The sequence below is a fragment of the Palleronia abyssalis genome (assembly GCF_900302445.1).
GTDB classification, from domain to species: Bacteria; Pseudomonadota; Alphaproteobacteria; order Rhodobacterales; family Rhodobacteraceae; genus Palleronia; species Palleronia abyssalis.
Map to the genome: position 1 here is coordinate 267,843 of NZ_ONZF01000001.1, position 24,968 is coordinate 292,810.

At 66.3% G+C, this 24,968-nt stretch carries 28 protein-coding genes; 24 read left to right on the forward strand and 4 right to left on the reverse strand.

Annotation, left to right across the window (positions count from 1 at the left end):
* The first annotated feature begins 5 nt into the window (after positions 1-5).
* The 4 genes from PAA8504_RS01350 (at position 6) to PAA8504_RS01365 (ending at position 6,108) form a co-directional block, all read left to right on the forward strand.
* On the forward strand, positions 6-1,202 hold the full coding sequence (locus PAA8504_RS01350; protein WP_108892370.1) for a DUF932 domain-containing protein: 1,197 nt from the start codon (positions 6-8) through the stop codon (positions 1,200-1,202).
* A 161-nt stretch (positions 1,203-1,363) separates the two neighbouring features.
* Entirely contained in the window at positions 1,364-3,481 is a 2,118-nt protein-coding gene (locus PAA8504_RS01355; protein ID WP_108892371.1) for a ParB/RepB/Spo0J family partition protein, read from the forward strand.
* 70 nt (positions 3,482-3,551) lie between these two features.
* A complete protein-coding gene (locus PAA8504_RS01360; protein ID WP_370739671.1) occupies positions 3,552-4,616 on the forward strand; it encodes a DUF7146 domain-containing protein in 1,065 nt (354 codons plus the stop codon).
* A gap of 332 nt (positions 4,617-4,948) precedes the next feature.
* Positions 4,949-6,108 (forward strand): IS3 family transposase gene (locus PAA8504_RS01365; RefSeq protein WP_108892373.1). Its coding sequence is split into 2 segments (ribosomal slippage): positions 4,949-5,198 and positions 5,198-6,108, totalling 1,161 coding nucleotides; the frame shifts between segments, so codons are not numbered across the junction.
* Positions 6,109-6,395: 287 nt separating this feature from the next.
* Here the strand turns inward: PAA8504_RS01365 and PAA8504_RS01370 are convergent.
* Positions 6,396-6,809 (reverse strand): MerR family transcriptional regulator, encoded by a 414-nt coding sequence (locus tag PAA8504_RS01370; RefSeq protein ID WP_181375659.1) that lies wholly within the window; start codon positions 6,807-6,809, stop codon positions 6,396-6,398.
* Between the two features lie 77 nt (positions 6,810-6,886).
* Here PAA8504_RS01370 and PAA8504_RS01375 point away from each other — a divergent pair, with 77 nt between their 5' ends.
* Genes PAA8504_RS01375 through PAA8504_RS01400 form a run of 7 tightly spaced genes read left to right on the forward strand, consistent with a single transcriptional unit; the run spans position 6,887 to position 11,199 of the window.
* Complete coding sequence (locus tag PAA8504_RS01375; protein WP_245897480.1) at positions 6,887-7,294, forward strand: mercuric transporter MerT family protein; 408 nt, start codon at positions 6,887-6,889, stop codon at positions 7,292-7,294.
* Positions 7,295-7,309: 15 nt separating this feature from the next.
* Positions 7,310-7,612 (forward strand): heavy-metal-associated domain-containing protein, encoded by a 303-nt coding sequence (locus PAA8504_RS01380; RefSeq protein ID WP_245897481.1) that lies wholly within the window; start codon positions 7,310-7,312, stop codon positions 7,610-7,612.
* A gap of 25 nt (positions 7,613-7,637) precedes the next feature.
* Complete coding sequence (locus PAA8504_RS01385; protein ID WP_146190433.1) at positions 7,638-7,874, forward strand: hypothetical protein; 237 nt, start codon at positions 7,638-7,640, stop codon at positions 7,872-7,874.
* Positions 7,871-8,257: a mercury resistance system transport protein MerF gene (gene merF, locus PAA8504_RS01390; RefSeq protein ID WP_108892376.1), complete on the forward strand. Its 387-nt coding sequence runs from the start codon at positions 7,871-7,873 to the stop codon at positions 8,255-8,257. The genes PAA8504_RS01385 and merF overlap by 4 nt, the downstream gene beginning before the upstream one ends.
* Positions 8,254-8,397: a hypothetical protein gene (locus PAA8504_RS21945; RefSeq protein ID WP_181375660.1), complete on the forward strand. Its 144-nt coding sequence runs from the start codon at positions 8,254-8,256 to the stop codon at positions 8,395-8,397. Before merF ends, PAA8504_RS21945 begins: the two co-directional genes overlap by 4 nt.
* Positions 8,394-9,824 carry a mercury(II) reductase gene (merA, locus tag PAA8504_RS01395; RefSeq protein ID WP_219928884.1) on the forward strand — a complete coding sequence of 477 codons (1,431 nt, stop codon included), beginning with the start codon at positions 8,394-8,396 and terminating at the stop codon, positions 9,822-9,824. Before PAA8504_RS21945 ends, merA begins: the two co-directional genes overlap by 4 nt.
* Positions 9,825-9,846: 22 nt before the next feature.
* Complete coding sequence (locus tag PAA8504_RS01400; protein ID WP_108892378.1) at positions 9,847-11,199, forward strand: dihydrolipoyl dehydrogenase family protein; 1,353 nt, start codon at positions 9,847-9,849, stop codon at positions 11,197-11,199.
* A 12-nt stretch (positions 11,200-11,211) separates the two neighbouring features.
* Here the strand turns inward: PAA8504_RS01400 and PAA8504_RS01405 are convergent, their stop codons facing one another.
* Positions 11,212-12,060, reverse strand: coding sequence for a cation diffusion facilitator family transporter (locus PAA8504_RS01405; protein WP_108892379.1), 849 nt, complete (start codon positions 12,058-12,060; stop codon positions 11,212-11,214).
* A gap of 63 nt (positions 12,061-12,123) precedes the next feature.
* Here PAA8504_RS01405 and PAA8504_RS01410 point away from each other — a divergent pair, with 63 nt between their 5' ends.
* Entirely contained in the window at positions 12,124-12,474 is a 351-nt protein-coding gene (locus PAA8504_RS01410) for an ArsR/SmtB family transcription factor (protein ID WP_108892380.1), read from the forward strand.
* A gap of 4 nt (positions 12,475-12,478) precedes the next feature.
* Here PAA8504_RS01410 and PAA8504_RS01415 read toward each other — a convergent pair whose 3' ends face one another.
* Positions 12,479-13,414 (reverse strand): cation diffusion facilitator family transporter, encoded by a 936-nt coding sequence (locus tag PAA8504_RS01415; RefSeq protein WP_108892381.1) that lies wholly within the window; start codon positions 13,412-13,414, stop codon positions 12,479-12,481.
* A 68-nt stretch (positions 13,415-13,482) separates the two neighbouring features.
* On the opposite strand from PAA8504_RS01415, the gene PAA8504_RS01420 reads away from it, so the two are divergent.
* From PAA8504_RS01420 to PAA8504_RS01475, 12 genes are all read left to right on the forward strand, one after another.
* Positions 13,483-13,941 (forward strand): MerR family transcriptional regulator, encoded by a 459-nt coding sequence (locus PAA8504_RS01420; RefSeq protein WP_370739661.1) that lies wholly within the window; start codon positions 13,483-13,485, stop codon positions 13,939-13,941.
* A gap of 216 nt (positions 13,942-14,157) precedes the next feature.
* A complete protein-coding gene (trbB, locus tag PAA8504_RS01425) occupies positions 14,158-15,093 on the forward strand; it encodes a P-type conjugative transfer ATPase TrbB (RefSeq protein WP_219928893.1) in 936 nt (311 codons plus the stop codon).
* Positions 15,090-15,410, forward strand: a complete 321-nt coding sequence (locus PAA8504_RS01430) for a TrbC/VirB2 family type IV secretion system protein (RefSeq protein WP_108892383.1) — start codon at positions 15,090-15,092, stop codon at positions 15,408-15,410. Before trbB ends, PAA8504_RS01430 begins: the two co-directional genes overlap by 4 nt.
* 66 nt (positions 15,411-15,476) lie before the next feature.
* On the forward strand, positions 15,477-15,761 hold the full coding sequence (locus PAA8504_RS01435; protein ID WP_108892384.1) for a VirB3 family type IV secretion system protein: 285 nt from the start codon (positions 15,477-15,479) through the stop codon (positions 15,759-15,761).
* Between the two features lie 3 nt (positions 15,762-15,764).
* Positions 15,765-18,332, forward strand: coding sequence for a conjugal transfer protein TrbE (gene trbE / locus PAA8504_RS01440; protein WP_108892385.1), 2,568 nt, complete (start codon positions 15,765-15,767; stop codon positions 18,330-18,332).
* The gene (gene trbJ, locus PAA8504_RS01445; protein ID WP_108892386.1) at positions 18,307-19,086 is read left to right on the forward strand and encodes a P-type conjugative transfer protein TrbJ; all 780 of its coding nucleotides are present in this window, start codon (positions 18,307-18,309) and stop codon (positions 19,084-19,086) included. The genes trbE and trbJ overlap by 26 nt, the downstream gene beginning before the upstream one ends.
* Positions 19,087-19,092: 6 nt before the next feature.
* On the forward strand, positions 19,093-19,434 hold the full coding sequence (gene trbK-alt / locus PAA8504_RS01450) for a putative entry exclusion protein TrbK-alt (RefSeq protein WP_108892387.1): 342 nt from the start codon (positions 19,093-19,095) through the stop codon (positions 19,432-19,434).
* Positions 19,435-19,437: 3 nt separating this feature from the next.
* Entirely contained in the window at positions 19,438-20,745 is a 1,308-nt protein-coding gene (gene trbL, locus PAA8504_RS01455) for a P-type conjugative transfer protein TrbL (RefSeq protein WP_108892388.1), read from the forward strand.
* A gap of 3 nt (positions 20,746-20,748) precedes the next feature.
* On the forward strand, positions 20,749-21,432 hold the full coding sequence (gene trbF, locus PAA8504_RS01460; protein WP_108892389.1) for a conjugal transfer protein TrbF: 684 nt from the start codon (positions 20,749-20,751) through the stop codon (positions 21,430-21,432).
* The gene (trbG, locus tag PAA8504_RS01465) at positions 21,429-22,442 is read left to right on the forward strand and encodes a P-type conjugative transfer protein TrbG (protein ID WP_108892390.1); all 1,014 of its coding nucleotides are present in this window, start codon (positions 21,429-21,431) and stop codon (positions 22,440-22,442) included. The genes trbF and trbG overlap by 4 nt, the downstream gene beginning before the upstream one ends.
* Positions 22,439-23,632, forward strand: coding sequence for a TraB/TrbI/VirB10 family type IV secretion system protein (locus tag PAA8504_RS01470; RefSeq protein ID WP_442417777.1), 1,194 nt, complete (start codon positions 22,439-22,441; stop codon positions 23,630-23,632). Before trbG ends, PAA8504_RS01470 begins: the two co-directional genes overlap by 4 nt.
* A gap of 2 nt (positions 23,633-23,634) precedes the next feature.
* Positions 23,635-23,907, forward strand: a complete 273-nt coding sequence (locus tag PAA8504_RS01475; RefSeq protein WP_108892391.1) for a DUF2274 domain-containing protein — start codon at positions 23,635-23,637, stop codon at positions 23,905-23,907.
* On the opposite strand, the gene PAA8504_RS01480 is transcribed toward PAA8504_RS01475, so the two are convergent.
* On the reverse strand, positions 23,804-24,790 hold the full coding sequence (locus tag PAA8504_RS01480) for a LysR family transcriptional regulator (RefSeq protein ID WP_108892392.1): 987 nt from the start codon (positions 24,788-24,790) through the stop codon (positions 23,804-23,806). The two genes, PAA8504_RS01475 and PAA8504_RS01480, sit on opposite strands and share 104 nt — an antisense overlap.
* Between the last annotated feature and the right edge of the window lie 178 nt (positions 24,791-24,968).

The following is a 24,968-nucleotide window of genomic DNA, read 5'->3' on the forward strand; positions in this document are numbered from 1 at the left end:
ACGACATGACCGATATCGAACTTCAGGACGGCCCTCGCGACGCGTCGAGCGGCTACAGGGTGGATGTATCCCGCGGAGGCCATGACGGCCGCGTCTCATCGGAATGGTTCGCGCGACCCGACGACCAGCGCTACCTGTCGCTGTCGGCGCTGCAGGCGGCGGTCAAGGGCCGCGCGGAGCGGAGCCGGACGCGCATCGTCGAGAGTGCTGCGATCCGCGTCGACGACAGTCGCGACGATCCGGAGGCGCTGGCGCTGATCGCGCCGGGAGCCGACGGGCCCGTTGCGCCGACCCACTGGAGCTTCGGCCAGCTCACGAGCCTCGTGGGTGCACCGGCGACCTATCTGCGCCAGCTTCCTGCGGCACTTGCGGGGATCAATCTGCAATACGGTCTGACCTCGCATCGGGCCGAACAGGTCAAGATGCTTGAGACCACCGACGGACGCGCTGAACTGCGCGCCGTGACCGGTCCCGACTATGGCCGTATCTACGACTTTGAGCTGGTCGCGGCGGTCCAGCGCATCGCGGGCGATGGCGTCGGTGATACGCGCTGGAAGGTCCCCGGCGTGCTCGACTGGTCGACGGGCGTCTACAATCCGATTGTCGACGTGACCAAAGAGACGACGACGCTCTACGCCTCGGACCGCGACGTGTTCCTGTTCCTCGTCGACGATCGCAATCCGATCGAGGCCGGGACATTGCCGGACGGCTCGCCCGACCTGTTCTTCCGGGGATTCTATTGCTGGAACTCGGAGGTCGGCGCGAAGACGCTCGGAATCGCCAGCTTCTATCTCCGGGCCGTCTGCCAGAACCGCAACCTCTGGGGTGTCGAGGACTTCCAGGAGATCAGGATCCGGCATTCCAAGCACGCCGCGAACCGCTTCGCCCGTGAAGCGGCCCCCGCCCTCGCGAGTTTCGCGGACTCCTCGCCCGTGCCTTTCGTCCACGGCATCCGGGCCGCGCGGGAGCAGATCGTGGCACGCACCGACGAGGATCGGACCGACTTTCTGCGCAAGCGCGGCTTCGGTAAGGCGGAGTCCTCGAAGATCGTCGAGACGGTCTTGGCTGAGGAAGGCCATCCGCCGGAAAGCGTCTTCGACTTCGTGCAGGGCATCACGGCGGTCGCGCGACGCAAGACGCAGCAAGATGCACGGCTCGCGATGGAGGGGCGGGCGAAAGCGCTGCTCGAACGCGCAAGCTAGAAATCGACACCATCAGGTGAATCGCTCTTCTATCCTCGGCTCGCCGCTCTGAGGCGTCGCCCTTTCGGCTGGGTCAAGAGAAAGAGGGTGGAGGAGGTTTTCGTGACGGGTTCGGAAGGTCGGGAGAGTGGCTCCCGGCCGATCCGTCACGGAGACGACCCATGACCGCCAAGACCAAGATCACCCTCAGCGCCTCGCGCGACATCCCCTTCGACAAGCTCCGTCTCAGCCAGGCCAATGTCCGGCACATCAAGGCCGGCGTCTCGATCGAGGAGCTGGCCGAGGACATCGCGCGTCGCACGCTGCTCGCCAGCCTCACCGTGCGGCCCCTGCTCGACGACAACGGCGCCGAGACCGGCCTCTACGAGATCCCCGCAGGAGGGCGGCGCTTCCGGGCGCTGGAACTGCTCGTGAAGCAGAAGCGCTTGAACAAGACTGCGCCCGTGCCCTGCATCGTGCGTCTGGACGGCATCGCGGAGGAGGACAGCCTCGCCGAGAATATCCAGCGCGCGCCGCTGCATCCGCTCGACCAGTTCCGCGCCTTCCAGGCCATGCGCGAGCGCGGCACCGGCGAGGAGGAGATCGCCGCCGCGTTCTTCGTCTCGACCGGCGTCGTGAAGCAGCGGCTGAAGCTGGCCGCGGTCGCCCCTGCCCTGCTCGATCTCTATGCCGACGATGCCATGACGCTGGAGCAGCTGATGGCCTTCACCGTCAATCCCGACCACGAGCGGCAGGAACAGGTCTGGGCGGCGATCGCGCAGGGCTATTCGAAGGAGCCCTACACGATCCGGCGCATGCTGACCGAAGCGACGGTGCGCGCGTCCGACAAACGGGCTCGCTTCGTCGGATTGGAGGCCTACGAGGAGGCCGGAGGCGCGATCCTGCGCGACCTGTTCCAGTCGGACGATGGCGGCTGGCTGCAGGATACGGGGCTGCTCGACCGGATGGTCGCCGAAGGGCTGAACGACGCCGCGGCCGAGATCGCGGCCGAAGGCTGGAAATGGGTCGAGACGGCACCGGACTTCGCCTATGGCCACAGCTTCGGCTTGCGCCGGTTGATCGGCGATCCCGTGGAGCCGACCGACGCGGAAACCGCCGCCTACGAGGCGCTGAAGGCGGAATACGATCGGCTCGAGGATGAGTACGACGGAGCCGAAGAACTGCCCGACGCGATCGATGCGCGCCTGGGCGAGATCGAGGACGCGATGGAGGCCTACCGGACCCGTCCCCTGACCTTCGATGCCGAGGAGATGGCCCGCGCGGGGGCCTTCGTCAGCATCGACCATGACGGCACCCTGCGGATCGAACGTGGTTACGTGCGGCCGGAGGACGAGGTGCCGATCGAGCAACCGGAGACAGGTGGCGACGATGCCGGGGCGCTGGAGGCGGACGGAGACGCGGCGATGTCGAACGGCACCACGTTAACCGAGCCAGACGACGCGCCCGAGGAGGACGGGATCAAGCCGCTGCCGGACCGGCTGGTGGCCGAGCTGACCGCGCATCGGACGCTGGCCTTGCGCAACGCGCTGGCCGGCGATCCGGACCTCGCGTTCCGCGCCGCGCTGCACGCGATGTGCCTGAAGCTCTTCTACCGCTACGCGCCGGACACCTGCCTCGAGATCGACGCGAAGTCCGTCGGGTTCGGCGTACAGGCACCCGGCCTCGCCGAAAGTGCATCGGCGCAGGCGATCGATGCGCGGCATGAGAGCTGGGCCGCGCAGCTGCCGAAGGCGTCCGGTGATCTTTGGGACGCGTTGGCGGATTTCGATGCGGAAAGCCGGAGCGCGCTCTTCGCGCATTGCGTTGGGCTGACGGTGAACGCGGTCGACGAGGCCTACCATCGCCGTCCCGGCGCGCTCGCCCATGCCGACCGGATCGCGCAGGCCACCGGTCTCGACATGGCGGCGGCGGGGTGGCGCCCCACCGTGGACACCTATCTCGGCCGGGTGACGAAGGCGCGCATCCTGCAAGCGGTGGTGGAGGCGAAGGGCAGCGCCCAGGCGCAACTCATCGATCACCTGAAGAAGCCGGAGATGGCTGCCGAGGCGGAAACGCTGCTCGCCGACAGCGGCTGGGTGCCGGAGCCGCTGCGCACGCCGATTGCCCCTGCGGAAGCGGCGGAGGCGCCGGCGACCGGTCCGGACGTCCGGTCCGATGATACCGATCGATCCACCGTCGCAGAAACGGCGGCGGACGACGGCGAACGGGCTATCGACCCTGCCGCGGAGGACGGCGACGATGGGGGCGAGCCCAAGGATGCGCTCCAAGCGGCGGAGTAACGCCTCTCCCTCCCACTCCCCTTGGGCCCGCCGTCACCGACGGTGGGCCTCTTTTTTCTGGACAGGAGGCATAGCCATGCAGAGCACATCAGACCTTGCCGCCGATCTCGCGGCCCACGCCGAGGAGGTCTGCCGGGAATACCTGTCGAACGGCCGGCGTCAGGGCTCCTATTGGCTCGTCGGCAATCTCGACAACGATCCGGGCCGATCCCTCTTCGTCCGGCTGACGGGGCCGACCTCCGGCGCGGGCGCGGCGGGACGCTGGAGCGATGCCGCGACGGGACAGCACGGCGACCTTCTCGACATCATCCGCGAGACCTGCCGACTGACCGACTTCGCCGACGTGGCCGACGAGGCGCGGCGCTTCCTGCACCTGCCGAGGCCGGAGGGCAGACCGACCACCGAGCGCGCCGCGCCCGGTTCACCCGATGCCGCGCGACGTCTGTTCGCCATTGCGCGTCCGATCCGGGGCACCCTGGCCGAGAGCTATCTCGCCGCGCGCGGCATCGCCGATCGTTCGCGCACCGATTGCCCGCGTTTCCATCCGACCTGCTACTATCGCCAGGACCGACACAGTCCGACCGAGACCTGGCCCGCGCTGATTGCAGCCGTCACGGATCCGACCGGCACAATCACCGGCGTGCATCGGACCTGGCTCGACCCGGACGGGTTCACCCGCGCCAATCTCGGAAAGGCACCCATCGATACGCCGCGACGCGCCATGGGGCGCCTGCGCGGAGGCGGCGCCCGGTTCGGCGTCGCGACCGATATCCTGGCCGCGGGCGAAGGCATCGAGACCGTCCTGTCGGTGCGACAGGCCCTTCCCGACCTGCCCACCATCGCGGCGCTCTCCGCCGCGCATCTCGCCGCCATTGACCTCCCCCCCGCGCTCCGCCGCCTCTATGTCCTGCGCGATGTCGATCCGGCGGGCGACGCCGCTCTGAAGGCATTGACGGATCGCTCCAGGAGCCTTGGCATCGATGCAATCCCGCTCACGCCGTCGCGGGAGGATTTCAACGAGGACCTAATGGCGTTCGGTGCGGACGGGCTGCGGCACCACCTGCGAAGCCATCTCGCGCCCGAGGATGTCGCGCGCTTCCTGCCGATCGGCGTCCAGCGCGACAGGACCGGCTGAGCGAAAAGCGCCGATTTCGGCACGTTCACGGTGTGGCGGCACCGGGTCGAAGAGAGCCGCGCCCACGGCCTTCCAAGAGGGCTTTGGTTTGCGGCAAGCGGGCCGGTCCGGCAACGGCGGGGGCCGCCTCTTTTCCGCCGCGCGGCCACCGGGGCCGCGCTTTGCATCGCGAGGCAAAAGAGCCGCCCCCCCCCCATCCTCCGCTGCGCTCCGGCCGACGAGGCCATGGGGTAACCGCGAAGCATCCCTTCGGGGGCATGCGCCGGTGACCTGCCCCCCTCGAGATCCCTCAGTCTGATGTAGAGTCTGCTCAACCGCGAAGGAGCAGACGAATGAGGAAGAGCCGTTTCACCGAGGCGCAGATAATCGGGATGATCAAGGAGCAGGAGGCGGGCATGCCAACAGGTGATGTGTGCCGCAGGCACGGGCTGAGTCCGGCGACGTTCTACAAGCTGAAAGCCAAGTATGGTGGTATGGAGGTCTCCGAGGCTGCCAGGCTCAAGACGCTGGAAGACGAGAACGCTAAGCTCAAGCGCCTGCTGGCCGACACCATGCTCGACAATGTCGTCCTGAAGGATCTGCTGGGAAAGAACTGACGACATTGACCAGGCGGCGAGAGGCGGCGCTCAGGGCAATGCGGGATCATGATATCTCGCAGCGCCGGGCCTGCCAGCTTGTCGGTGTCGATCCCAAAACGGTCCGGCGCACACGCCCGCCGGACTGCCCCGAGATCCGCGAGGAAATGAAGGAGATCGCTGGGAAGCGGCGCCGGTTTGGTTATCGCCGGATCGGTATCCTGCTCGAGCGCAAGGGCATGCTCATGAACCACAAGAAGCTTTATCGGCTCTACCGGGAGGAAGGGCTGTCGGTGAAGCGACGGCGCGGACGCAAGCGGGCCCGTGGGTCACGCACGCCGATGCCAAAGGCGGCGCATCCCAATGCCCGCTGGTCGCTCGACTTTCTGGCCGACAGCTTCGGCGCCTCGCGCAAGTTCCGGATACTGGCGGTGATCGACGATTGCTGCCGGGAGAACCTGTGCCTGACCGCCGACACGAGCATCTCGGGCGCTCGTGTCGCCCGCGAGCTGGATGCACTGGTGCGGATCTACGGAAAGCCCGCTTGCATTGTCAGTGACAACGGCACCGAGTTCACCAGCCGCGCCATCCTGAAGTGGGCCGACAAGACCGGGGTGCCCTGGCATTACATCGACCCGGGCAAGCCCCAGCAGAATGCCTTCATCGAAAGCTTCAATGGCAGCTTGCGCGACGAGCTCTTGAACGAGGAGATCTTCGACACCCTGGACGATGCCCGGCGCAAGCTGGCGCTCTGGCGCTACGATTACAACGCCGTCAGGCCGCACTCGTCTCTGGGAAACCAGACGCCGCTCGAAGCGCGCCGGACGCTTGAGCAATTTGAGGGCTCCGCGCCCGGCGCGCTTGCCCAGAAAGACCGCCCAGACTACCAATCTCAAACCCGCAGACTCTCGTTATGAACGAGGGACCCAAGGGGGGCAGGTCAATCGCGATCCGTCGAACTGACTGATGCGGGTGTGGCACATCTAACAATGAGGCGTTTCAAAGAGTCCGCTTCGTTGAGGCACAAGTTCTTCGAGTGACAGTCCGCTATCGGCCCTTCGCGAAGACGCCAGGCGCAGCGACCTCTCGATTTGGTGCGGTGCGTCCGAGGTCGGGGAAGAGCCCATCTTGCCGAATTTCTGCGTTGCGGCCAATGGCGGCTTTTCCAATAACCACAGCGGTCCCTGCTCAAACGCGCACCCGTTTACGCGTCGAGTAAAGCGTCGATCACAGCACATTCCGGCGCGGAATCGCCGGTGCATCGCGCGACGGTGTCCGACAAAACACGCTCAATGCGTTTCAGGTCTGCAATCTTGGCCTGAACATCAGTCAAGTGATCTTCCGCAATGATCTGAACCTCGGCGCAGGTGCGCGACTGCTCATCGACCAGCCCGAGCAGCCCGCGAACCTCTTCTAGAGAAAACCCGAGGTCGCGCGACCGCATGACGAATTTCAACCGTTTGACATGGGCGTCGTCGTAGCTGCGATAGCCTTTCACGCTGCGCGGCGGGTCCGGCATGATGCCGATTTTTTCGTAGTAGCGGATGGTTTCGAGGTTGCAGCCCGTGGCGCGGGCCAGATCGACCCGCCGGAGTGAAGTCACGCGTCCGTTATTCATTTCGTAGAAAAAACCCCTTGAGCCTGTATCAACTACAGACCCTAGAACGATGGAAATACCGGTTCAAGGACGATTCGATGGAACGACATTTGGCAGAGGTGCGGCAATCTCGGTCGCAGCAGTCTGGCGATGAAATCACTAAGGCATGGGGTGCGACCGGCCTCGGTGTGCTCGGCGCGCTGGCGATGACCTCGTGCTGCATCCTGCCGCTTGTTCTGGTCAGCTTTGGCGTGACAGGCGTGTTCATCGCGCAGCTCGGGGCGCTCTACGCTTACAAGTGGTACACCTTCGCGCTGTGCGCCGCGTCTTTAGGATACGGCTTCTACAAGGCTTACAAGCCTGTAGATGCCGAGGCCTGTGCCGATGGCACCTGCGCCCGCCCCATCGACCGCCGCATCATGCGCGCAACCCTTTGGGCCGCTTCCGCGATTGTCGCTGTCGCCATGATCTTTCCCTACATCACCCCCTTCATCCTGAAATTCTGAACGAGGACCATGACCATGAAGCACCTCCTGCTATCTGCCCTGACCATCGCCGCACTCTCGACTCCGGCCATTGCCGAAGAGCGCCAGGTCGAGATCGCCGTCAGCGAACTGACATGCCCGTCCTGTTCATTCATCGTCGCCAGCTCGATGCGCGGTGTTCCGTCGGTCGAGATCGCCGCATTCGAGGACGGCCCCGAATACGAACAGGGTGTTTACAGCGTGACCTACGATGACGCCGAGACTTCCATCGAAAGCATCATCGGCGCGGTGACAGCCAATGGCTATCCGGCGCAGGTGCTGCCCGACGCAGCCTCCTGAGCCGTCTGCAATGCGGGACAATCTGATGGGTGGCCTGCTGGCCTTCGCGGTAGCAGCTCCGGTCGTGGTTGTCTGCTGCGGCGGCGGCACTGCCGTGCTTGCGGCGTTGTTCGGCGGCATTGGTGCCTGGCTCTCCGGGGTAAACGGCATTGCCGTGCTGGTTTTGGCGGGTCTGACCTACCTGATCGTCCGCGCACTTCGCCGTGCCGAGACAAGCCACTCGTCCAGCCCCGAACCATCACAAAGAAAGACGGCCCCATGACCGCAACATCCGAAAATTCTGACCGCCTGCTGAAATGGGGACTTGGCGGCGCGCTCTTCGCCGCGCTCTGCTGCTTTACGCCGCTTCTGGTCGTCATCGTCGCTGGCGTCGGATTGTCGGCCCTTACGGGTTGGCTCGATTACGCCCTGTTCCCACTGCTGTTCTTCAGCCTCGCCGCGGTCGCGCAGGCCCTTTGGCTGCGCGCGGGCAAACCGGGACCGGCCCCGAAGCTTTGGGCCACCGGTCTCGCGGCGGCCCTGTCGATCCTGATCATTCTTCTCGAATTCAGGTTCGCGATACGGATCACGGTCGGCGCTTTCGCCGCCATAGCCCTCTACGCGGTTCTCCTGAACCGCGCGCAAAAGAAAGGATCGCTCCCATGATGATGGGATGTTGCACCGCCACAGGCATGGTCTTCGGCCTCCTCGGCATGCTGACACCGCTGATCGCCATCGGCGCGGTCGGATATCTGTTCGTCGCCAGACCAAAAGACCCCCGGACATGGCGAGGCGCGCTGAGATGAAAGACCTGAACAAAAACGACGATGAACAGGGCGGCTATGACCTGATCGTTCTTGGGGCCGGATCGGCGGGTTTCTCCGCCGCTATCACGGCCGCGGATGCCGGAAAGCGTGTTGCTCTCGTGGGGCATGGCGCCATCGGCGGAACCTGTGTCAACGTGGGATGCGTGCCGTCCAAGGCAATGATCCGCGCTGCAGAGGCCGTGCACGGTGCGGGAGCTGCCAAACGGTTCCCCGGTCTATCAGGCCACGCGCAAGTGGATGATTGGCACACACTCATCCAGTCCAAGGACGATCTGGTCGCGACCCTGCGCCAGAAGAAATACGCCGATCTTTTGCCGGAATATGAGGGTGTCGATTACATCGATGCCGGTCCCGCACGGCTGATCGAAGGTGGAGTGACAGTCGGTGAGCGAACGCTGACAGCGCCGAAGACCATCATCGCCACGGGCGGGCGTCCCGTCCTGCCGACCATCGACGGGATCAAGGACATCGGCGCTCTCGACAGCACCAGCCTTCTGGAACTCGAAACCCTGCCGAAAAGCCTGATCTTCATCGGCGCGGGCTACATCGGCGCGGAACTGGCTCAGATGATGAGTCGCATGGGTGTGAAGGTCACGCTTGTTGCGCGGTCGCATGTGCTGCCCGGCGCGGAGCCTGAAGTGTCCGAGGCGCTGGCGGAGGCGTTCGTGGCCGAAGGCATCACCCTTCTGACCGGATTGAGCTACGACACTGTGCGCCGGAACGACGCGGGCGTGACACTGCGCGTGATCCAGGACGGGAAGCCTGTCGACGTGACGGCGGATCACCTCGTGTCGACCGCGGGCAGGCGGGCAAATACCGAAGGTATGGGGCTGAACGAGATCGGTGTTGAAGCCGACGCGCGTGGGTCCATCACCGTCGGCGAGGACATGCAGACATCGGTGCGCGGCATCTATGCAGCGGGTGATGTGACCGACCGCGACCAGTTCGTCTATATGGCGGCCTACGGTGCGAAGCTCGCCGCTAGAAACGCGGTTCTCGGCGAGGATCATCGCTACGACAACGCCGCGATGCCCTGGGTGGTGTTTTCCGACCCGCAGGTCGCGGGCGTCGGTCTCGGTGAAGCCCAGGCGCGCGACGCGGGCTTCGACGTAAAGACGTCCATCGTACCGCTTGATCAGGTGCCGCGTGCGCTGGCCGCACGTGACCCGCGCGGATTGATCAAGCTGGTGGCGGACAGAAAGTCCGACCGATTGCTTGGTGGCCAGATCATCGCGCCCGAGGGGTCCGATACGATCCAGACTCTCGTCATGGCGCTGAAGTTCGGCATGACCACAAAGGCCCTCGGGGAGACGATCTTCCCGTATCTGACAACGGCGGAAGGGCTTAAGTTGGCGGCGCAAACCTTCGACATGGACGTGGCGAAGCTGAGCTGCTGCGCCGGATGAAGATCAGGACAAGGACCAGCAAATGAATGAAGACTACGACCTGGTCGTCATCGGGGCAGGCATGGCGGGCGTGGCCGCGGCCAACAAGTGTGGCGCAGCAGGATGGCGTGTAGCCATCGTCGATGCGCTGCCCTACGGCGGCACCTGCGCCTTGCGCGGCTGTGATCCGAAGAAAATCCTGCGGCGAGGTGCGGAAATCATCGATGCGGCGCGGCTCATGCAGGGCAAGGGGATCGACACCGGCGATCTGTCGATCAACTGGGCCGATTTGATGGCGCACAAACGGGGCTTCACCGATCCGGTGCCGGACAAGATGGAAAAAGGCCTGTCGGGCAACGGCGTCGAAACCCTGCATGAAGCTGCGCGCTTCACCGGAGAAAACATGCTGGAGGTCGACGGGACGCCATATCGGTCGAAACGGTTTCTCGTCGCCGCCGGTGCCATGCCCAGGCCGCTCGGCTTCAATGGGGCCGATCTCGTGATCGACAGCACGGATTTCCTGAACCTCGAAACCCTCCCCGACCGCATCCTCTTCATCGGTGGCGGCTTCGTGTCCTTCGAGTTCGCGCATATCGCCGCACGGGCCGGAGCCAAACCCATCGTTGTGGATCGCGGGGCCCGCCCATTGGGCGGCTTCGATCCCGATCTGGTCGAAATGCTGATCAAGCGCGGCAGCGGTATCGGCGTGGACCTGATGCGCGAGACGGAAATCGTCTCGGTGGCGGAAGCCGAAGGGGCATTCAAGGTCGAAGTGAAATCGGACGGTGAGACCAGGACAATCGAAACCGATCTGGTGGTGCATGGCGCAGGCCGCGTAGCTGCCCTCACCGACCTGGATCTGGAGGCCGCCGGAGTCGATTATGGCGACAAGGGCATCGTCGTAGCCCCGCATCTGCAAAGCACGACGAACGGCGCGGTCTATGCCGCCGGAGATTCCGCCGACACCGATGGCATGCCGCTGACGCCAGTCGCAGTGATCGAAGGGAAGGTCGCGGCCTCCAACATGCTCAAAGACACTCAGACCGCACCGGATTATGCCGGTATTCCGACAGCCGTCTTCACCGTCCCGGAAGTGGCACGTGTCGGAATGTTGGAAAATGAGGCTAGAGATGCCGGTCATGACGTTGACGTCCGGTTCACCGACACTGGCGGTTGGTATTCGAACTACCGGATCGGCGAGACCTCCGCCGCCGCGAAGATTCTCGCGGACAAGTCGAACGGCAAGATCCTTGGCGCGCACCTGTTCGGCCCGGAATACGGCGAGCTTATCAACTTCTTCGGACTGGCGATCAAGCTGGGCCTGACCGCAAAACAGCTTAAGTCGATGACGGCGGCCTATCCAAGTGTTGGATCGGATTTGGGATCGCTGCTTTAGCGTAAGCGCCCCCTACTCGTCCTTCAGATCGTTCCTCGCGTCGCGGATGATCATCCATGATGAATGCAGGAACAGTCCGGCGATGGCGAACGCGACGATGAGGTCCGGCCAGGCACTGCCAAGCCATGCAACCAGCCCGGCGGCGATCACCACGGCAAGGTTGCCAATGGCATCGTTGCGTGAGAACAGCCAGACGGCGCGCATGTTGGCATCGCCTTTGCGGTGCTTCAGCAGCGGCAGGACCGCGAGGATGTTCACGATCAGCGCGCCCACCGCGAAGGCCCCCATCAACCCGGCTTCGGGTGTCGTCTGATTGAGAACGCGCCAGATCGTGCTGCCGACAACGCCTAACCCCAGAAGTCCCAGAAACACGCCCTGAACGATCGCCGACCGCGCCCGCCATGTCAGGCTCCAGCCGATGGCGAGCAGACCCAGAAAGGTGATCGCGCCGTCGCCCAGAAAATCGAGCGCGTCTGCCTTAAGTGCCTGCGAGCCTGACAGGAACCCGCCGAACATCTCGACCACGCCGTATCCGAGATTGAGCGCGACCACGATCCAGAGCGCGCGGCGATAGCTCGGGTCCTTGTAGGCCGGATCGGACGAAGTATCGCCATCTTCGATCTTTTCGAAGCCGTAGCCGGTCGCGTCCAGGGCGGGGCGCACTTTCGGCAGGTCGGCCTCGGCGATCCGTAATGTCATGACATGGGTGGCGGCCGATACCTTCACATCGCCATCGGCTACGCCCGCCGACAGAGCCGCGCGTTCGCTTTCGGCGGCGTCCTTGGCGCAGTCCATCCCCTGCACCCGCATCCGGATCGGCGAGGCCGCTGTGGGCAACGTGCTGTTCTTGGCTTGGCTCATGTGCGATCCTCTTCAAGGTGGCAAGCGAAAGGGTTCGCCGCTGACGTATCAGTGGATAATGATATGACGACGCAAGGCGTTCGAGACGATCTTTTGGCACACGACGCTTTGGAGCTGCGGGCAAAGCTCTTCCGGGGCCTCGGCGATCCCAGCCGTCTGGCAATCCTCGATGCGCTGGTGTCGGACGAATGCAGCGTGCAAGAAGTCGTCGGACATACTGGGCTCGGTCAGCCCAATGTCTCGAACAATCTGCGCTGCCTGCTCGACTGCGGGCTGGTCAGCCGCCGCAGCGAAGGTCGATTTGTCCGGTATCGCCTGGCGGACAGGCGGGTTGCCGAGCTGATCCGTGCCGCGGATCGGCTCCTTGCCTCAACCGCGACCGGGCTCGGCGACTGCGAACGCTACACAGAGTAGTCGCTTATCCATCCTGCGCCTCTCCGTGCCCGCGCCCACCGAACGCGGACGGGTCGTCGCAGGCATGGCGCGCGCATTCCAGCTCCAGCGTCGTGTGCTCGACGTCGAACTGATCAGCCAGTGCGGCCTTGATCCGGTCCTTCACCGCATCCGCGTCGTTCCAGCGGCCCTTGGCGATGACGACATGTGCATCGAGCGCCGCGCGGTATTCGTCCATCTGCCAGAAATGCGCGTGGTGGATGCCCGTCACGCCGTCGATCCCACGCACGGTGTCGAGGACGGCTTCAGTCTCGATCTCCGGCGGCGAGCCGAGCATCAGGATACGGATCACCGTGCCGATCTCACGGAACGACTGCCACAGGATGTACCCCGCGATCAGCACCGTCACCAGCGGGTCGATCAAGCGCCAGTCGTAGAGCAGTATCAGTGCCCCCGCGACGATCACGGCGACCGAGCCGAGCGCGTCGGCGACGTTGTGCAGGAAGGCCGCGCGGATGTTCACGCTGGATTTCGACATGGCATAAGTCAGTGCGGCCGTCACGGCATCAACGACGAGCGCGATCCCGGCGATGATGACGATCAGCCAGCCTTCGACGGGCTGCGGATTGGCGAAGCGCATTGCCGCCTCGTAGAGCAGGTAAAGCCCGATCACGATCAGCGTGGTATAGTTGATGAGCGCGGCGACGACCTCGACCCGGCCATAGCCGAAGGTCATGTCTGCGTCCTGTGGCCGCCGAGCGATTTTCCGGGCCGCGAAGGCGATGATCAACGAAATCGCATCCGAAAAGTTGTGCAGCGCGTCGGCGATCAGAGCGAGCGAGCCGGAAACGATGCCACCGACGATCTGCGCGACCGTCAGCCCGAGATTGACCGCGATGGCGGCGAAGACTCGACGGTCGCCTGCCTCGGTATCGACGTGATGGTGGTGGCCTTGTCCCATGACAGCTCCTTTCGATCCGTATCGTTTTAGGATAGATACGATCTACAGCGACTGTAGGTTCAAGGGTGATGATGAAGGAATACTCCATCGGGCAGATGTCGCGCCGCACGGGCGTGAAGGTGACGACGATCCGCTACTACGAAGGCCGGGGCCTGATCCCGTCGCCTGCGCGCACGACAGGCGGGCAAAGGCGCTACGATGAAGCCGCCCTCGAACGGCTCGCCTTCCTGCGCCACGCGCGGGAGCTGTGCTTCGGTCTGGGTGACATCGCCGATCTGATGGCGCTGGCCGAAGCGCCGTCGGAGGATTGCGCGCCAGCGCATAAGATCGCGCGCAAGCAGCTCGCCGCGGTCGATCGACGCCTGACCATTCTCGCGCAGCTTCGCGAAGAACTGGCGCGGATGGCGAACGCGGACGATCCGGGTCAAGCCCGGGAATGTCGCGTCATCGAGGTTCTGGGGGATCATCGGCTCTGTATCGGGGCGCATGACCTGCCGGACGGCAGCTTAGATTTATCCGGCGGCTAAGCGAAGTTCAGCGATAGCGCTTTCCAACAAACCCGCCGTTTCCCTGCCGTTCCACGCCAGAGCCCTACCCCTTCCAACCTCCTGTTGATCCGGCGCAGATCCTGCCTCTTCTACTCGACCCCGAACGCCGGACGCAGGTCGCGACCCGGCCGAACACCGGGGACGCGCATGGCCATCCATCCTTTTCGAACCGAGGCGACGAGCCGGGGCGCGCGCATGCTGCGCACGGCCCTCGGGCCCGCCATCGCCGCCTCCCTCGACGATCCCGAGACCGTCGAGGTGATGCTCAACCCGGATGGGATGCTTTGGGTCGACCGGCTCGGATCGGGCCTGTCGCCGACCAACGACACCCTGTCGGCCGCGGATGGCGAGCGCATCGTCCGCCTCGTCGCGCATCATGTCGGCGTCGAGGTCCATGCGGGCGCTCCCCGGGTCTCGGCGGAGCTGCCGGAGACCGGCGAGCGCTTCGAGGGTTTGCTGCCGCCCGTTGTCTCCGCGCCGAGCTTCGCGATCCGCAAGCCCGCCGTCGCGGTGTTCCGGCTGGAGGACTACGTCGGGTCCGGCATCATGGACGCCAAGCAGGCCGATGCGCTCCGCCTGGCGGTTACGTCTCGCAAGAACATCCTCGTCGCCGGCGGCACCTCGACCGGCAAGACGACCCTGACCAACGCCCTGCTCGCCGAAGTCGCCAAGACCGCCGACCGCGTCGTGCTGATCGAGGACACGCGCGAGCTGCAATGCGCAGCACCAAACCTCGTCAGCCTGCGCACCAAGGACGGCGTCTGCTCGCTGTCGGACCTCGTGCGCTCCTCGCTGCGGCTGCGCCCCGACCGCATTCCGATCGGTGAGGTCCGCGGTCCCGAAGCACTCGACCTGCTGAAGGCCTGGGGCACCGGACATCCCGGCGGCATCGGCACGATCCATGCGGGCTCCGCACTCGGGGCGCTGCGCCGCCTCGAACAGCTCATCCAGGAAGCGGTCGTCACGGTCTCCCGGGCGCTGATCGCCGAGACGATCGACACCATCGCGGTGCTCGAAGGCCGCGGCGGCAGGCGGCGTCTCGTCGAGCTCGCCTCCGTCACCGGTCTCACCGCCGCCGGCGACTACGCCCTCGCGCCCCTCGTCCCAGCCCCCTCCGGAGATCCGTCATGATCCGCACCCTGAACCACCCTCTCGCCGCGGCTTCCGCCGCCCTAACCGTTGCCGCGATGTCTTCGCGCGCGCACGCCGCGGGCTCGAGCATGCCTTGGGAAGCTCCGCTGCAGGCGATCCTGGAATCGATCGAAGGCCCGGTCGCCAAGATCGTCGCGGTCATGATCATCATCATCACCGGCCTGACGCTCGCCTTCGGCGACAGCTCCGGCGGCGCGCGGCGTCTGGTGCAGATCGTCTTCGGCCTTTCCATCGCCTTCGCGGCATCGAGCTTCTTTCTGTCCTTCTTTTCCTTCGGCGGCGGAGTCCTGATCTGATGGTGGCGATCGGTTCAGTTTTGCTGAACGGAAGGCTCCAGTGGAGCCTTCCGAGGGAGGAACGCCATGAGCGGTAGCGATTGGCAGGGTTCCGACGATCTCCCAGGGTTCTTCGCGCCGGTGCATCGCGCGCTGACCGAGCCGATCCTGCTGGCCGGAGCCCCGCGCACCATCGCCATCGCCAACGGCACGCTTGCGGCGGCCATCGGGCTCGGCCTGCGGCTCTGGATCGTCGGCCTCCTGCTCTGGCTCATTGGCCATATCGCCGCCGTCTGGGCCGCGAAGCGGGACGCGCAATTCGTCGATGTCGTGCGCCGCCATCTGCGCTACCCCGCGCATCTGCGGGTCTGAGCCATGCTGAACCTCGCCGAGTACCGCTCCAAGCCGCGCCTGCTGGCGGATTTCCTGCCCTGGGCGGCACTGGTCGGTGAGGGTGTCGTCCTGAACAAGGACGGATCGCTGCAGCGTACGGCGCGGTTTCGCGGCCCCGATCTGGACTCGGCCACGCCCGCCGAACTTGTGGCGGCATCGTCCCGGCTCAACGGAGCGCTCAGACGCCTCGGGTCGGGCTGGACGCTCTTCGCGGAAGCAAGGCGCATTCCGGCAAAGGACTATCCCGAGAGCCCCTTCCCCGATCCGGTCTCCGCGATGGTCGAAGCCGAGCGAAAGGCGCAATTCGAAGAGGAGCAGGCCCATTTCGAGAGCCGATACGTCCTCACCATCGTCTGGCTGCCGCCCTCCGAGGACGCGTCCCGCGCCGAGGGCTGGCTCTACGAGGGCCGCAACCGCGCGGCCGGATCGAAGGCCGCAGAGCAGCTCGCCGGCTTCGTGGACCGCTCGGACCGGCTGCTCGACCTGCTGCAGGGTTTTTTCCCGGAAGCCATCTGGCTCACGGATGCGGAGACGCTCACCTATCTCCACGGCTGCGTCTCGCCGGTCGCGCAGAGCGTCCGCGTCCCGGAGACGCCGATGCATCTGGACGCGCTGCTGGCCGACACGTCCTTCACCGGCGGGCTGGAGCCGCGCCTGGGCACCCATCACGTCCGGACGCTCTCGATCATCGGGTTTCCGTCGGCGACCTTCCCCGGCATCCTCGACGACCTCAACCGGCTCGCCTTTCCCTATCGCTGGTCGACCCGGGCCATCTTCCTCGACAAGACCGATGCCGCAAAGCTGCTGACCCGCATCCGCCGCCAATGGTTCGCCAAGCGCAAGGGCATCGGCGCGATCCTCAAGGAGATCATGACCAACGAGGCCGCGACGCTCCTGGATTCGGACGCGGCCAACAAGGCAATCGATGCCGACGAGGCGCTGCAGGAGCTCGGCGCGGATATCGCCGGCTGGGCCTATGTCACCGCGACGCTCACGGTGATGGACCCGGACCCACAAGTCGCGGACGACCACCTCCGAGTCGCCGAGAAGGTTATCCAGAGCCGTGACTTCACGATCATCCGAGAAGGCGTCAACGCCGTCGAGGCCTGGCTCGGCTCCCTGCCCGGCCATCTCTACGCCAATGTGCGCCAGCCGCCGGTCTCGACGCTGAACCTCGCCCATATGATCCCGCTCTCGGCCGTCTGGGCGGGACCGGCCCGGAACGATCACCTGGACGGGCCGCCGCTCTTCCACGCGCAGACGGCCGGAGCGACGCCGTTCCGCTTCTCCACCCATGTGGGCGATGTCGGCCACGGTCTCATCGTCGGGCCGACCGGCGCGGGCAAGAGCGTGCTCCTTGCCTTCATGGCCCTTCAGTTCCGCCGTTATGCAGGTGCCCAGGTCTTCGCCTTCGATTTCGGGGGCTCGATCCGCGCGGCGGCGCTGGCCATGGGCGGGGATTGGCACGATCTCGGCGGCGCGCTTTCGGGCGAGGACGCCCTGCCCGTCTCGCTGCAGCCGCTGGCGCAGATCGACGAGGAGTCCGAACGGGCCTGGGCCGCGGCCTGGATCGCCGGGCTCCTCGGCCGCGAAGGTGTCGAGATCGGTCCCGCAACCCGCGACCATATCTGGTCGGCGCTCACCAGCCTCGCCTCGGCCCCGGTCGGGGAGCGGACCCTGACCGGGCTTGCCGTCATCCTGCAATCGTCGGATCTGAAGCAGGCATTGCAGCCGTATACGCTCGACGGGCCCTGGGGCCGGTTGCTCGACGCCGAGACCGAGGCGCTCGGGGAGGCGGACGTCCAGGCCTTCGAGACCGAGGGGCTGATCGGCACGGCCGCGGCCCCTTCCGTGCTGGCCTACCTCTTCCACCGGATCGAAGGCCGCCTGACCGGCGCGCCGACGCTGATCCTCATCGACGAGGGGTGGCTGGCCCTCGACGATCCGACCTTCGGCGCGCAGCTGAAGGAATGGCTGAAGACGCTGCGCAAGAAGAACGCGAGCGTCATCTTCGCGACCCAGTCGCTCGCCGATATCGACGGCAGCGCGATCGCGCCCGCCATCGTCGAGTCCTGCCCGACGCGGATCTTCCTGCCGAACGAGCGCGCGCTGGAGCCGCAGATCGCCGCGATCTACGACCGGTTCGGCCTGAACGCCCGGCAGATCGATATCATCGCCCAGGCAACGCCGAAGCGGGATTACTACTGCCAGTCGCGGCGCGGCAACCGGCTCTTCGAGCTCGGGCTCTCGGATGTGGCGCTCGCCTTCTGCGCGGCGTCGTCCAAGGCCGACCAGACCGCCATGGCCGATCTCGTCGACGAACATGGCCGATCCGGCTTCGCCGCCGCCTGGTTGCGCCATCGCGGCCTCGGCTGGGCCGCCGACCTGCTTCCCGCAAGGCTGAACGAACCGGATGCCAAGGCTGTCGAGAGCGCGGAAGCTGATCCCCTTCCCACGCCGAACGATCGGACGGGCCGCATTTCCCGACCCGCCCCTCCCGATACTGACCAACCAAAGGAGAACAATGATGACCCCCAAGAATCTTTCTAGCGCCCTTCTCGCCGGTGCCCTCCTTGCCCTTCCCGTGACGTTGACCGTCACCCCCGTCCCGGCCCAGGCCGGACTCTTCGGCGGCGGCTTCGGCGGAATCGTCTACGATCCGACCAACCATGCGGAGAACCTGCTGACCGCGGCCCGGTCGCTGGAGCAGATCAACAACCAGATCGCATCGCTGCAGAACGAAGCGGCGATGCTCGTCAACGAGGCCCGCAACCTCGCGAGCCTGCCGCATTCCGCGCTGGCGCAGCTGCAGCAATCGGTGCAGCGCACCCAGGACCTGCTCGGCGAGGCGCAGCGCATCGCCTATGACGTGGCCAGCATCGAGGACGCCTTCGACACCGATTACGCCGCAGGGTTTACCGGCCTCAGCGATCCGGAGTTGGTGGCCGGTGCCCGCGGCCGCTGGCAGACCTCCGTGGCGGGGTTCGAGGATGCGCTGAAGACCCAGGCCGGCGTCGTCGGCAATCTCGACCGGACCCGGACCACCATGTCCGAGCTGGTCACGCAGAGCCAGAACGCCACCGGCGCGCTGCAGGCGGCGCAGGCGGGCAATCAACTCGTCGCCCTGCAATCGCAGCAACTGGCCGATCTCACCGCACTGATGGCCGCCCAGGGCCGTGCCCAATCGCTCGAACAGGCCCGACAGGCGGCAAGCCAAGAACAGGCACGCGAACAGCTGCGCCGCTTCATCGCGCCAGGGGCCGGTTACACACCAACCCCCGTCGACATGTTCGGAGGAAGCTGATCTCCCATGCGGCGGACCCCGAAGATACTCATCGCGATCGGACTTGTCGTCGGGTTGGCACCCCTTGCCGTGGCGATCGTCGCCGATCGTCCGGGCGACGGACCCCATGTGCCCGCCATACCGGAAGCGACCCCGTTGCCGCCAGAGACCGACCGAACCGACGCGCTGCGCGCCTGTCGCGACAGGGGCGCGGCCGCGCTCGACGATCCGCCCTGCCTGCGCCTCTGGTCGGCGCAGCGGGACCGGTTTCTCGGCGTTGCCGTGCCGGAGGGCGACGACGATCCGACGCCCTCCCTGCCGTCGACCAATCCGCCGGACGATCCGCGCCCACCAGCAGGCCGGGACTGACCCATGGGCGGCACCGGCGTCATCGATCGCTTCCTGCAGGTCTTCACCAGCTATATCGATTCCGGCTTCGGGCTGCTCGGCGGCGAGGTCGCGTTCCTTGCCACCACGCTCATCGTCATCGACGTGACCCTCGCCGCCCTCTTCTGGGCCTGGGGCGCCGACGACGACATCCTCGCGCGGCTGGTCAAGAAGACCATCTTCGTGGGCGTCTTTGCCTACATCATCGGCAACTGGAACGCCCTGGCGCGGATCGTCTTTGAGAGCTTCGCCGGGCTCGGCCTGCAGGCCTCCGGAGGCTCCGTCACCGCCGCCGAGTTCCTGCAGCCGGGCCGGGTCGCCCAGGTCGGCATCGACGCCGGCCGTCCCATCCTCGCATCCATCGCCGATCTCCTGGGCTACATCTCCTTCTTCGAGAACTTCGTGCAGATCCTCGTGATGATGTTCGCCTGGGGCGTCGTCCTGCTGTCCTTCTTCGTGCTCGCCATCCAGCTCTTCGTCACCCTGATCGAGTTCAAGCTGACGACGCTCGCGGGCTTCGTGCTGATCCCCTTCGGCCTCTTCGGCAAGACCGCCTTCCTGGCCGAACGCGTGCTTGGCAATGTCGTCTCGTCCGGCGTGAAGGTGCTGGTGCTCGCCGTCATCATCGGCATCGGCTCGACGCTCTTCGGCGAGTTCACCGCGGGCTTCGGCGGTGCTGCCCCTACCATCGAGGACGCCATGGCGATCGTCCTCGCCGCCCTCGCCCTCCTCGGCCTCGGCATCTTCGGACCCGGGATCGCCAACGGCCTGATCTCCGGCGGCCCGCAGCTCGGTGCGGGCGCCGCCGTCGGAACCGGACTTGCCGTCGGCGGAGCGGCGATGGCCGGGGGTGCGGCGCTGCGCATGGGCGGCAGTGCTCTTGGCGCAGGCGCGCGCGGCGGCGCGTCCCTCGCGGGCGGGGCCGCGGGCGCCCACCGGACGGGGGCGAGCGGCGCATCGAGCGCCGCTGGAGCCGTGGCGGGCGGCAGCCTCGGCATCGCCAAGGCGGGGGCCGGCTTCGCCACCTCGCCGCTGCGCCGTGCGGCGGGGGCCATGAAGCAGAGCTTCGTCGCCGGAGGCCAGGCCGGATCGCAAGCCGCCGGGGGACCGCCGCCCGCGGCCTCGGCTGTTGGCGCCGCTGCCACCGGTAGCGGCGGTACGCCGCCGGACTGGGCGCGGCGGATGAAGCGCGCGCAATCCCTCAGCCACGGCACGACCACTATCGCCCACGCGCTGCGCGCGGGCGACGGCGGCGGATCCGGCACCTCCATCAGCCTGTCCGGAAAGGAGTGAGACATGTTCAAGCGTCCCTCGACCGCCTACGGCAAGACGCTGGAGCCGGAGACGCCCTATCAGCGCGCCAGCCAGGCCTGGGACGACCGGATCGGTTCGGCCCGGGTCCAGGCGAAGAACTGGCGGTTGATCGCCCTCGGCGAGCTCGGCCTCGTCGCCGGGCTCGCCGCGGCCCTCGTCTGGCAATCCCTGCAAGGCAATGTCATACCCTGGATCGTTCAGGTCGACGAGCTGGGCCAGGCCCAGGCCGTCGGTCCGGCCGACGGATCCTACGATCCGACCGACGCCCAGCTCGCCTGGCATCTCGCGCGGTTCGTCGAAGAGGTCCGGAGCATTCCGGCCGATCCGATCGTGCTGCGCCGCCAGTGGCTCGAGGCCTACGACTTCACCACCGATCGCGGCGCGCTGGCGCTCAACGACTATGCTCGCGAAGCCGACCCGTTCGCCCGCGTCGGCGAGGAACAGGTCTCGGTCGACGTCTCCAGCGTCATCCGCGCCTCCCCCGGCTCCTTCCGCGTCGCCTGGAGCGAGCGGCGCTACGCGAACGGCCAGCTGGCCGGAACCGAGCGCTGGACCGCCATCCTGACAATCGTGGTGCAGCCGCCGCGCGATGCCGAGCGGCTCCGGAAGAACCCGCTCGGTATCTATGTCCACGCGCTCGACTGGTCACGGGAGATGGGCGAATGAATACTCCCGTCCCCCTGCCCCACCTCGCATCTGCTTACCTCGCGGCCCTCCTCCTGTCGGCCTGCGCGACGGAGCCCCTGCCGCAGATCGACTACGATACATCCGTCCCGCCATTACCCCCAGCGCCCGTCGTTGCCGTCGAGACCGGCCCCGAACCGCTGCACCGTCCACCGGTCGTGACGCCCGCACGCGGTGGGACCGCAGACGCAGCCTCGCCGACCGCCCGGATCGCCGCCGCCAACGCCGCCGCGCGGATCGAACCGCGGCGCGCGGGATACTTCAACGCCGTGCAGGTCTATCACTACAGCCCGGGCGCGCTCTACCGGATCTATGCCAGCCCCGGAAAGATCACCGAGATCGCGCTCGACTACGGCGAGCGGCTGGTCGGCGACGGCCCGATTGCCGCCGGCGACACGGCGCGCTGGATCATCGGCGATACCGTCAGCGGCGCGAGCCGCTCGGCCCGCGTCCATGTCCTCGTCAAGCCGACCCGGCCCGACATCGAGACCAACCTGATCCTCAATACCGACCGCCGGACGTACCATCTCGAACTGATCTCAAGCGAAGAGACCCACATGCCGTCGGTCGCCTGGTACTATCCCGAGGACCGGACCCGTCGCGGATCGACGGCGGGTCTCCCGGCAACACCGGTCCTGCCGGACCCGTCCCACCGCAATCACCGCTACGCATTGCAGATCGAGGCACCCGCGCCGCCCTGGCGGCCACGGCAGGTCTACGATGACGGTCGCCGGGTCTATATCGAGTTCCCCCTCGGGATCGTGCAGGGCGAGATGCCGCCGCTCTTCGTGCTCGGATCGGATGGCGCACCGGAACTAGTCAACAGCCGCGTCCATCGCAACGTGATGATCGTCGATCGACTCTTCGCGGCAGCCGAGCTGCGTCTCGGCACCGGCCGGGCGCAACAAGTCGTCCGGATCGTCCGACGCGAGCGCACCGCGGCAGCTCCGGCTCCACTGACGCAAGACCAGCGCGTCGGAGGCAAATTGTGACCGCGCGACCGGAAGACGGACCGGATGCCGTTCGGCACGAGATCGCCGCCGAGATGCGGCTGCGCCCAGACCCGCCGCAGGTCGTGCGCCTGTCGCGCCGCGTGCTCGGGGCTGGCGCAGCCTTCGTCGCCTTGGCCATCGGTGGAATGCTGATCGTGGCACTTCAGAGCCGCGAACGAAGCGCGCCCGCGGAACTCTACCGCACCGACAATCCGCCGACCGCCGACGAGCTGACCCGCCTGCCGCGGGACTATTCCGACATCCCGCGCGAGGTCCCCGCCCTCGGACCACCCCTGCCCGGCGATCTCGGACGGCCGATCCTGCGCACCCAGGAACGCGGCCAGCCTATCACGCCGCCGACGATCCAACCCCTCCAGACCCTCGATCCAGAAGAGCAGCGCCGCCTCGCCGAGATCGAAGCCGCACGCACCAGCCAGCTCTTCGCGCAATCCACCAGCGCCGGGCAGCCCGCGCAATCCACCGGGCTTACGGCCCATCCAACGCCCTTCCCGGACCTGACGGGCCGCCAGCCTACCGCGGAGCAGACGACGACCGACCGCAGACAAGCCTTCCTCGACGCTCCCGTCGACCGCCGCGTGGTGAGCAGCGACCGCGTCGCCCCGCCCGCGAGCCCGTTCCTGTTGCAGGCCGGCGCGGTGATCCCGGCGGCGCTGATGACCGGCATCCGGTCCGACCTGCCCGGGCAGGTCACGGCCCAGGTCACGCAAGCCGTCTACGACAGCCCGACCGGCGGCATACTCCTCATCCCCCAGGGCGCGCGCCTGATCGGCACCTACGACGCCGAGATCGGTGCCGGACAATCCCGGATCCTGCTCGTCTGGACGCGTCTCATCCTGCCGGGCGGTCGCTCGATCGTCCTCGAACGCCTGCCGGGCGCGGATCGGCAGGGCTATGCGGGGCTCAAAGATCGGATCGACGACCATTGGGGGCGGGTGTTCCGGGCCGCGGGCCTCGCGACCTTGATCGGCATTGGCCTCGAGGCCGGCCGCGACGGGGACGACCCGATCGCCGACGCGATCCGCGACAGCGCCCTGGAGACGGTCGGAAGCGCGGGAGAGCGGATCGTCCAGCGCCAGCTCGACATGCCGCCCACGCTGACGATCCGACCGGGCACGCCGGTCAATGTCGTCGTGACCCGCGATCTCATACTGGAACCGCTGAGGGAGTGATCATGACCAGGCTGAAGCTCGGACCGCTCGTCGACGAGACGCCCGTGAAGCTGACGATCGAGGTCCCGGCCGCGGTGCATCGCGACCTGATCGCCTATGCCGAGCTGCTTGCGCGGGAGACGGGGAAGACCATCGAACCTGCGAAGATCGTTGCGCCAATGCTCGCGCGGTTCATGGCAACGGACAGGGGGTTTGCAAAACTGCGGCGGGCTCCTTCAGGCTCGTCCGGCACCCCGTCTGCCACGTCCCGCAAAGATCAGGCCGACAGCGGCTGATGGGGCTGCGACGCCAATCCCGGAGCATGGTTACGAAGCGGCCTCGGGCAGGATTATCGTTACCGGCGAGCCAGATCGCCGTGACGGCCAGGGTGCTATCGGGTCCTGACATCGGCTTGAGAACGACATCAGGCATGGCGAGACCCAAGACCGAGCTTTCCATCACGGTGATCCCTGAGCCAAGCCCGACAAGACCAAGCAAAGCATCCCGGGAGATGCAGTGCCGCTCGATCGTGAAGTGGTTGTTGTCGGCGATCCGGTCGAGAAGCGAGTCGGTGGACGCGATGCCGCCCGCTGGGGTACGCATTACAAAAGACTGGCCTCGCAGATCCGCCCAAACCACGTTCGGCTGCCCGGCCAGCGGATGATCGACCGGAAGCGCGACGACCAAGGGCTCGTCCCACAGTTTCTGTGTTTCCAACAAGCCTCCAGAGACATCGAGAACGGTGACGGCCAAGTCGATTTCGTAATCCCGCAAACGCGCCAGGAGGTCTGAGGGATTGCCTTCACGGAGCGCCATTGTGACGTCAGGCGCAAGCCTCCGGAATACCCCAAGGGTTTCGCGAAGGCGGCCGCTTGCAAGCGATATGGAAAAGCCCAGAGCCAGAGCGCCGATCTCGACGCGCGCGACCCGTTCCGTATACGCCAGCGCGAGATCCACATCCTTCGTAATCCGTCGTGCAAGCCCAAGAACTTCACGACCCGCACAGGTCAGTCGCACACCCCGGGACTGCCGTTCAAACAGATTCGTCTGCATGCGATCTTCGAGAGCGTGAACGCGATCGCTCACGGTCGGTTGCGAGACACCCAGTCGACGCGCCGCTTCACTGATGCTCCCCGCGTCGGCGACGGCCAGAAAATATCGTAGCTGGCGCAACTCCATCCGATTGATCCTGTTTTGTCTGGTGTTGTTGGTAGATCAGGGTCCCGGCGACCAACCTGCATGCACAATTTCCGCGAGCCGTGGCCGTCCACCGGTCAAATAGCTGGCCGCTGAGGGTCCAGAACGCTCGGCAGAGAGCATCGTGTCGTGTGAAGCGAATCCATTTCTCCGACCAGTA

Coding starts and splice junctions, on each gene's coding strand:
- PAA8504_RS01350 (WP_108892370.1), top strand. CDS start 6: ATGACCGATATCGAACTTCAGGACGGCCCTCGCGACGCGTCGAGCGGC.
- PAA8504_RS01355 (WP_108892371.1), top strand. CDS start 1,364: ATGACCGCCAAGACCAAGATCACCCTCAGCGCCTCGCGCGACATCCCC.
- PAA8504_RS01370 (WP_181375659.1), bottom strand. CDS start 6,809: ATGAATAACGGACGCGTGACTTCACTCCGGCGGGTCGATCTGGCCCGC.
- PAA8504_RS01375 (WP_245897480.1), top strand. CDS start 6,887: ATGGAACGACATTTGGCAGAGGTGCGGCAATCTCGGTCGCAGCAGTCT.
- PAA8504_RS01380 (WP_245897481.1), top strand. CDS start 7,310: ATGAAGCACCTCCTGCTATCTGCCCTGACCATCGCCGCACTCTCGACT.
- PAA8504_RS01385 (WP_146190433.1), top strand. CDS start 7,638: ATGGGTGGCCTGCTGGCCTTCGCGGTAGCAGCTCCGGTCGTGGTTGTC.
- merF (WP_108892376.1), top strand. CDS start 7,871: ATGACCGCAACATCCGAAAATTCTGACCGCCTGCTGAAATGGGGACTT.
- PAA8504_RS21945 (WP_181375660.1), top strand. CDS start 8,254: ATGATGATGGGATGTTGCACCGCCACAGGCATGGTCTTCGGCCTCCTC.
- merA (WP_219928884.1), top strand. CDS start 8,394: ATGAAAGACCTGAACAAAAACGACGATGAACAGGGCGGCTATGACCTG.
- PAA8504_RS01400 (WP_108892378.1), top strand. CDS start 9,847: ATGAATGAAGACTACGACCTGGTCGTCATCGGGGCAGGCATGGCGGGC.
- PAA8504_RS01405 (WP_108892379.1), bottom strand. CDS start 12,060: ATGAGCCAAGCCAAGAACAGCACGTTGCCCACAGCGGCCTCGCCGATC.
- PAA8504_RS01410 (WP_108892380.1), top strand. CDS start 12,124: ATGACGACGCAAGGCGTTCGAGACGATCTTTTGGCACACGACGCTTTG.
- PAA8504_RS01415 (WP_108892381.1), bottom strand. CDS start 13,414: ATGGGACAAGGCCACCACCATCACGTCGATACCGAGGCAGGCGACCGT.
- PAA8504_RS01420 (WP_370739661.1), top strand. CDS start 13,483: ATGATGAAGGAATACTCCATCGGGCAGATGTCGCGCCGCACGGGCGTG.
- trbB (WP_219928893.1), top strand. CDS start 14,158: ATGCTGCGCACGGCCCTCGGGCCCGCCATCGCCGCCTCCCTCGACGAT.
- PAA8504_RS01430 (WP_108892383.1), top strand. CDS start 15,090: ATGATCCGCACCCTGAACCACCCTCTCGCCGCGGCTTCCGCCGCCCTA.
- PAA8504_RS01435 (WP_108892384.1), top strand. CDS start 15,477: ATGAGCGGTAGCGATTGGCAGGGTTCCGACGATCTCCCAGGGTTCTTC.
- trbE (WP_108892385.1), top strand. CDS start 15,765: ATGCTGAACCTCGCCGAGTACCGCTCCAAGCCGCGCCTGCTGGCGGAT.
- trbJ (WP_108892386.1), top strand. CDS start 18,307: ATGATGACCCCCAAGAATCTTTCTAGCGCCCTTCTCGCCGGTGCCCTC.
- trbK-alt (WP_108892387.1), top strand. CDS start 19,093: ATGCGGCGGACCCCGAAGATACTCATCGCGATCGGACTTGTCGTCGGG.
- trbL (WP_108892388.1), top strand. CDS start 19,438: ATGGGCGGCACCGGCGTCATCGATCGCTTCCTGCAGGTCTTCACCAGC.
- trbF (WP_108892389.1), top strand. CDS start 20,749: ATGTTCAAGCGTCCCTCGACCGCCTACGGCAAGACGCTGGAGCCGGAG.
- trbG (WP_108892390.1), top strand. CDS start 21,429: ATGAATACTCCCGTCCCCCTGCCCCACCTCGCATCTGCTTACCTCGCG.
- PAA8504_RS01475 (WP_108892391.1), top strand. CDS start 23,635: ATGACCAGGCTGAAGCTCGGACCGCTCGTCGACGAGACGCCCGTGAAG.
- PAA8504_RS01480 (WP_108892392.1), bottom strand. CDS start 24,790: ATGGAGTTGCGCCAGCTACGATATTTTCTGGCCGTCGCCGACGCGGGG.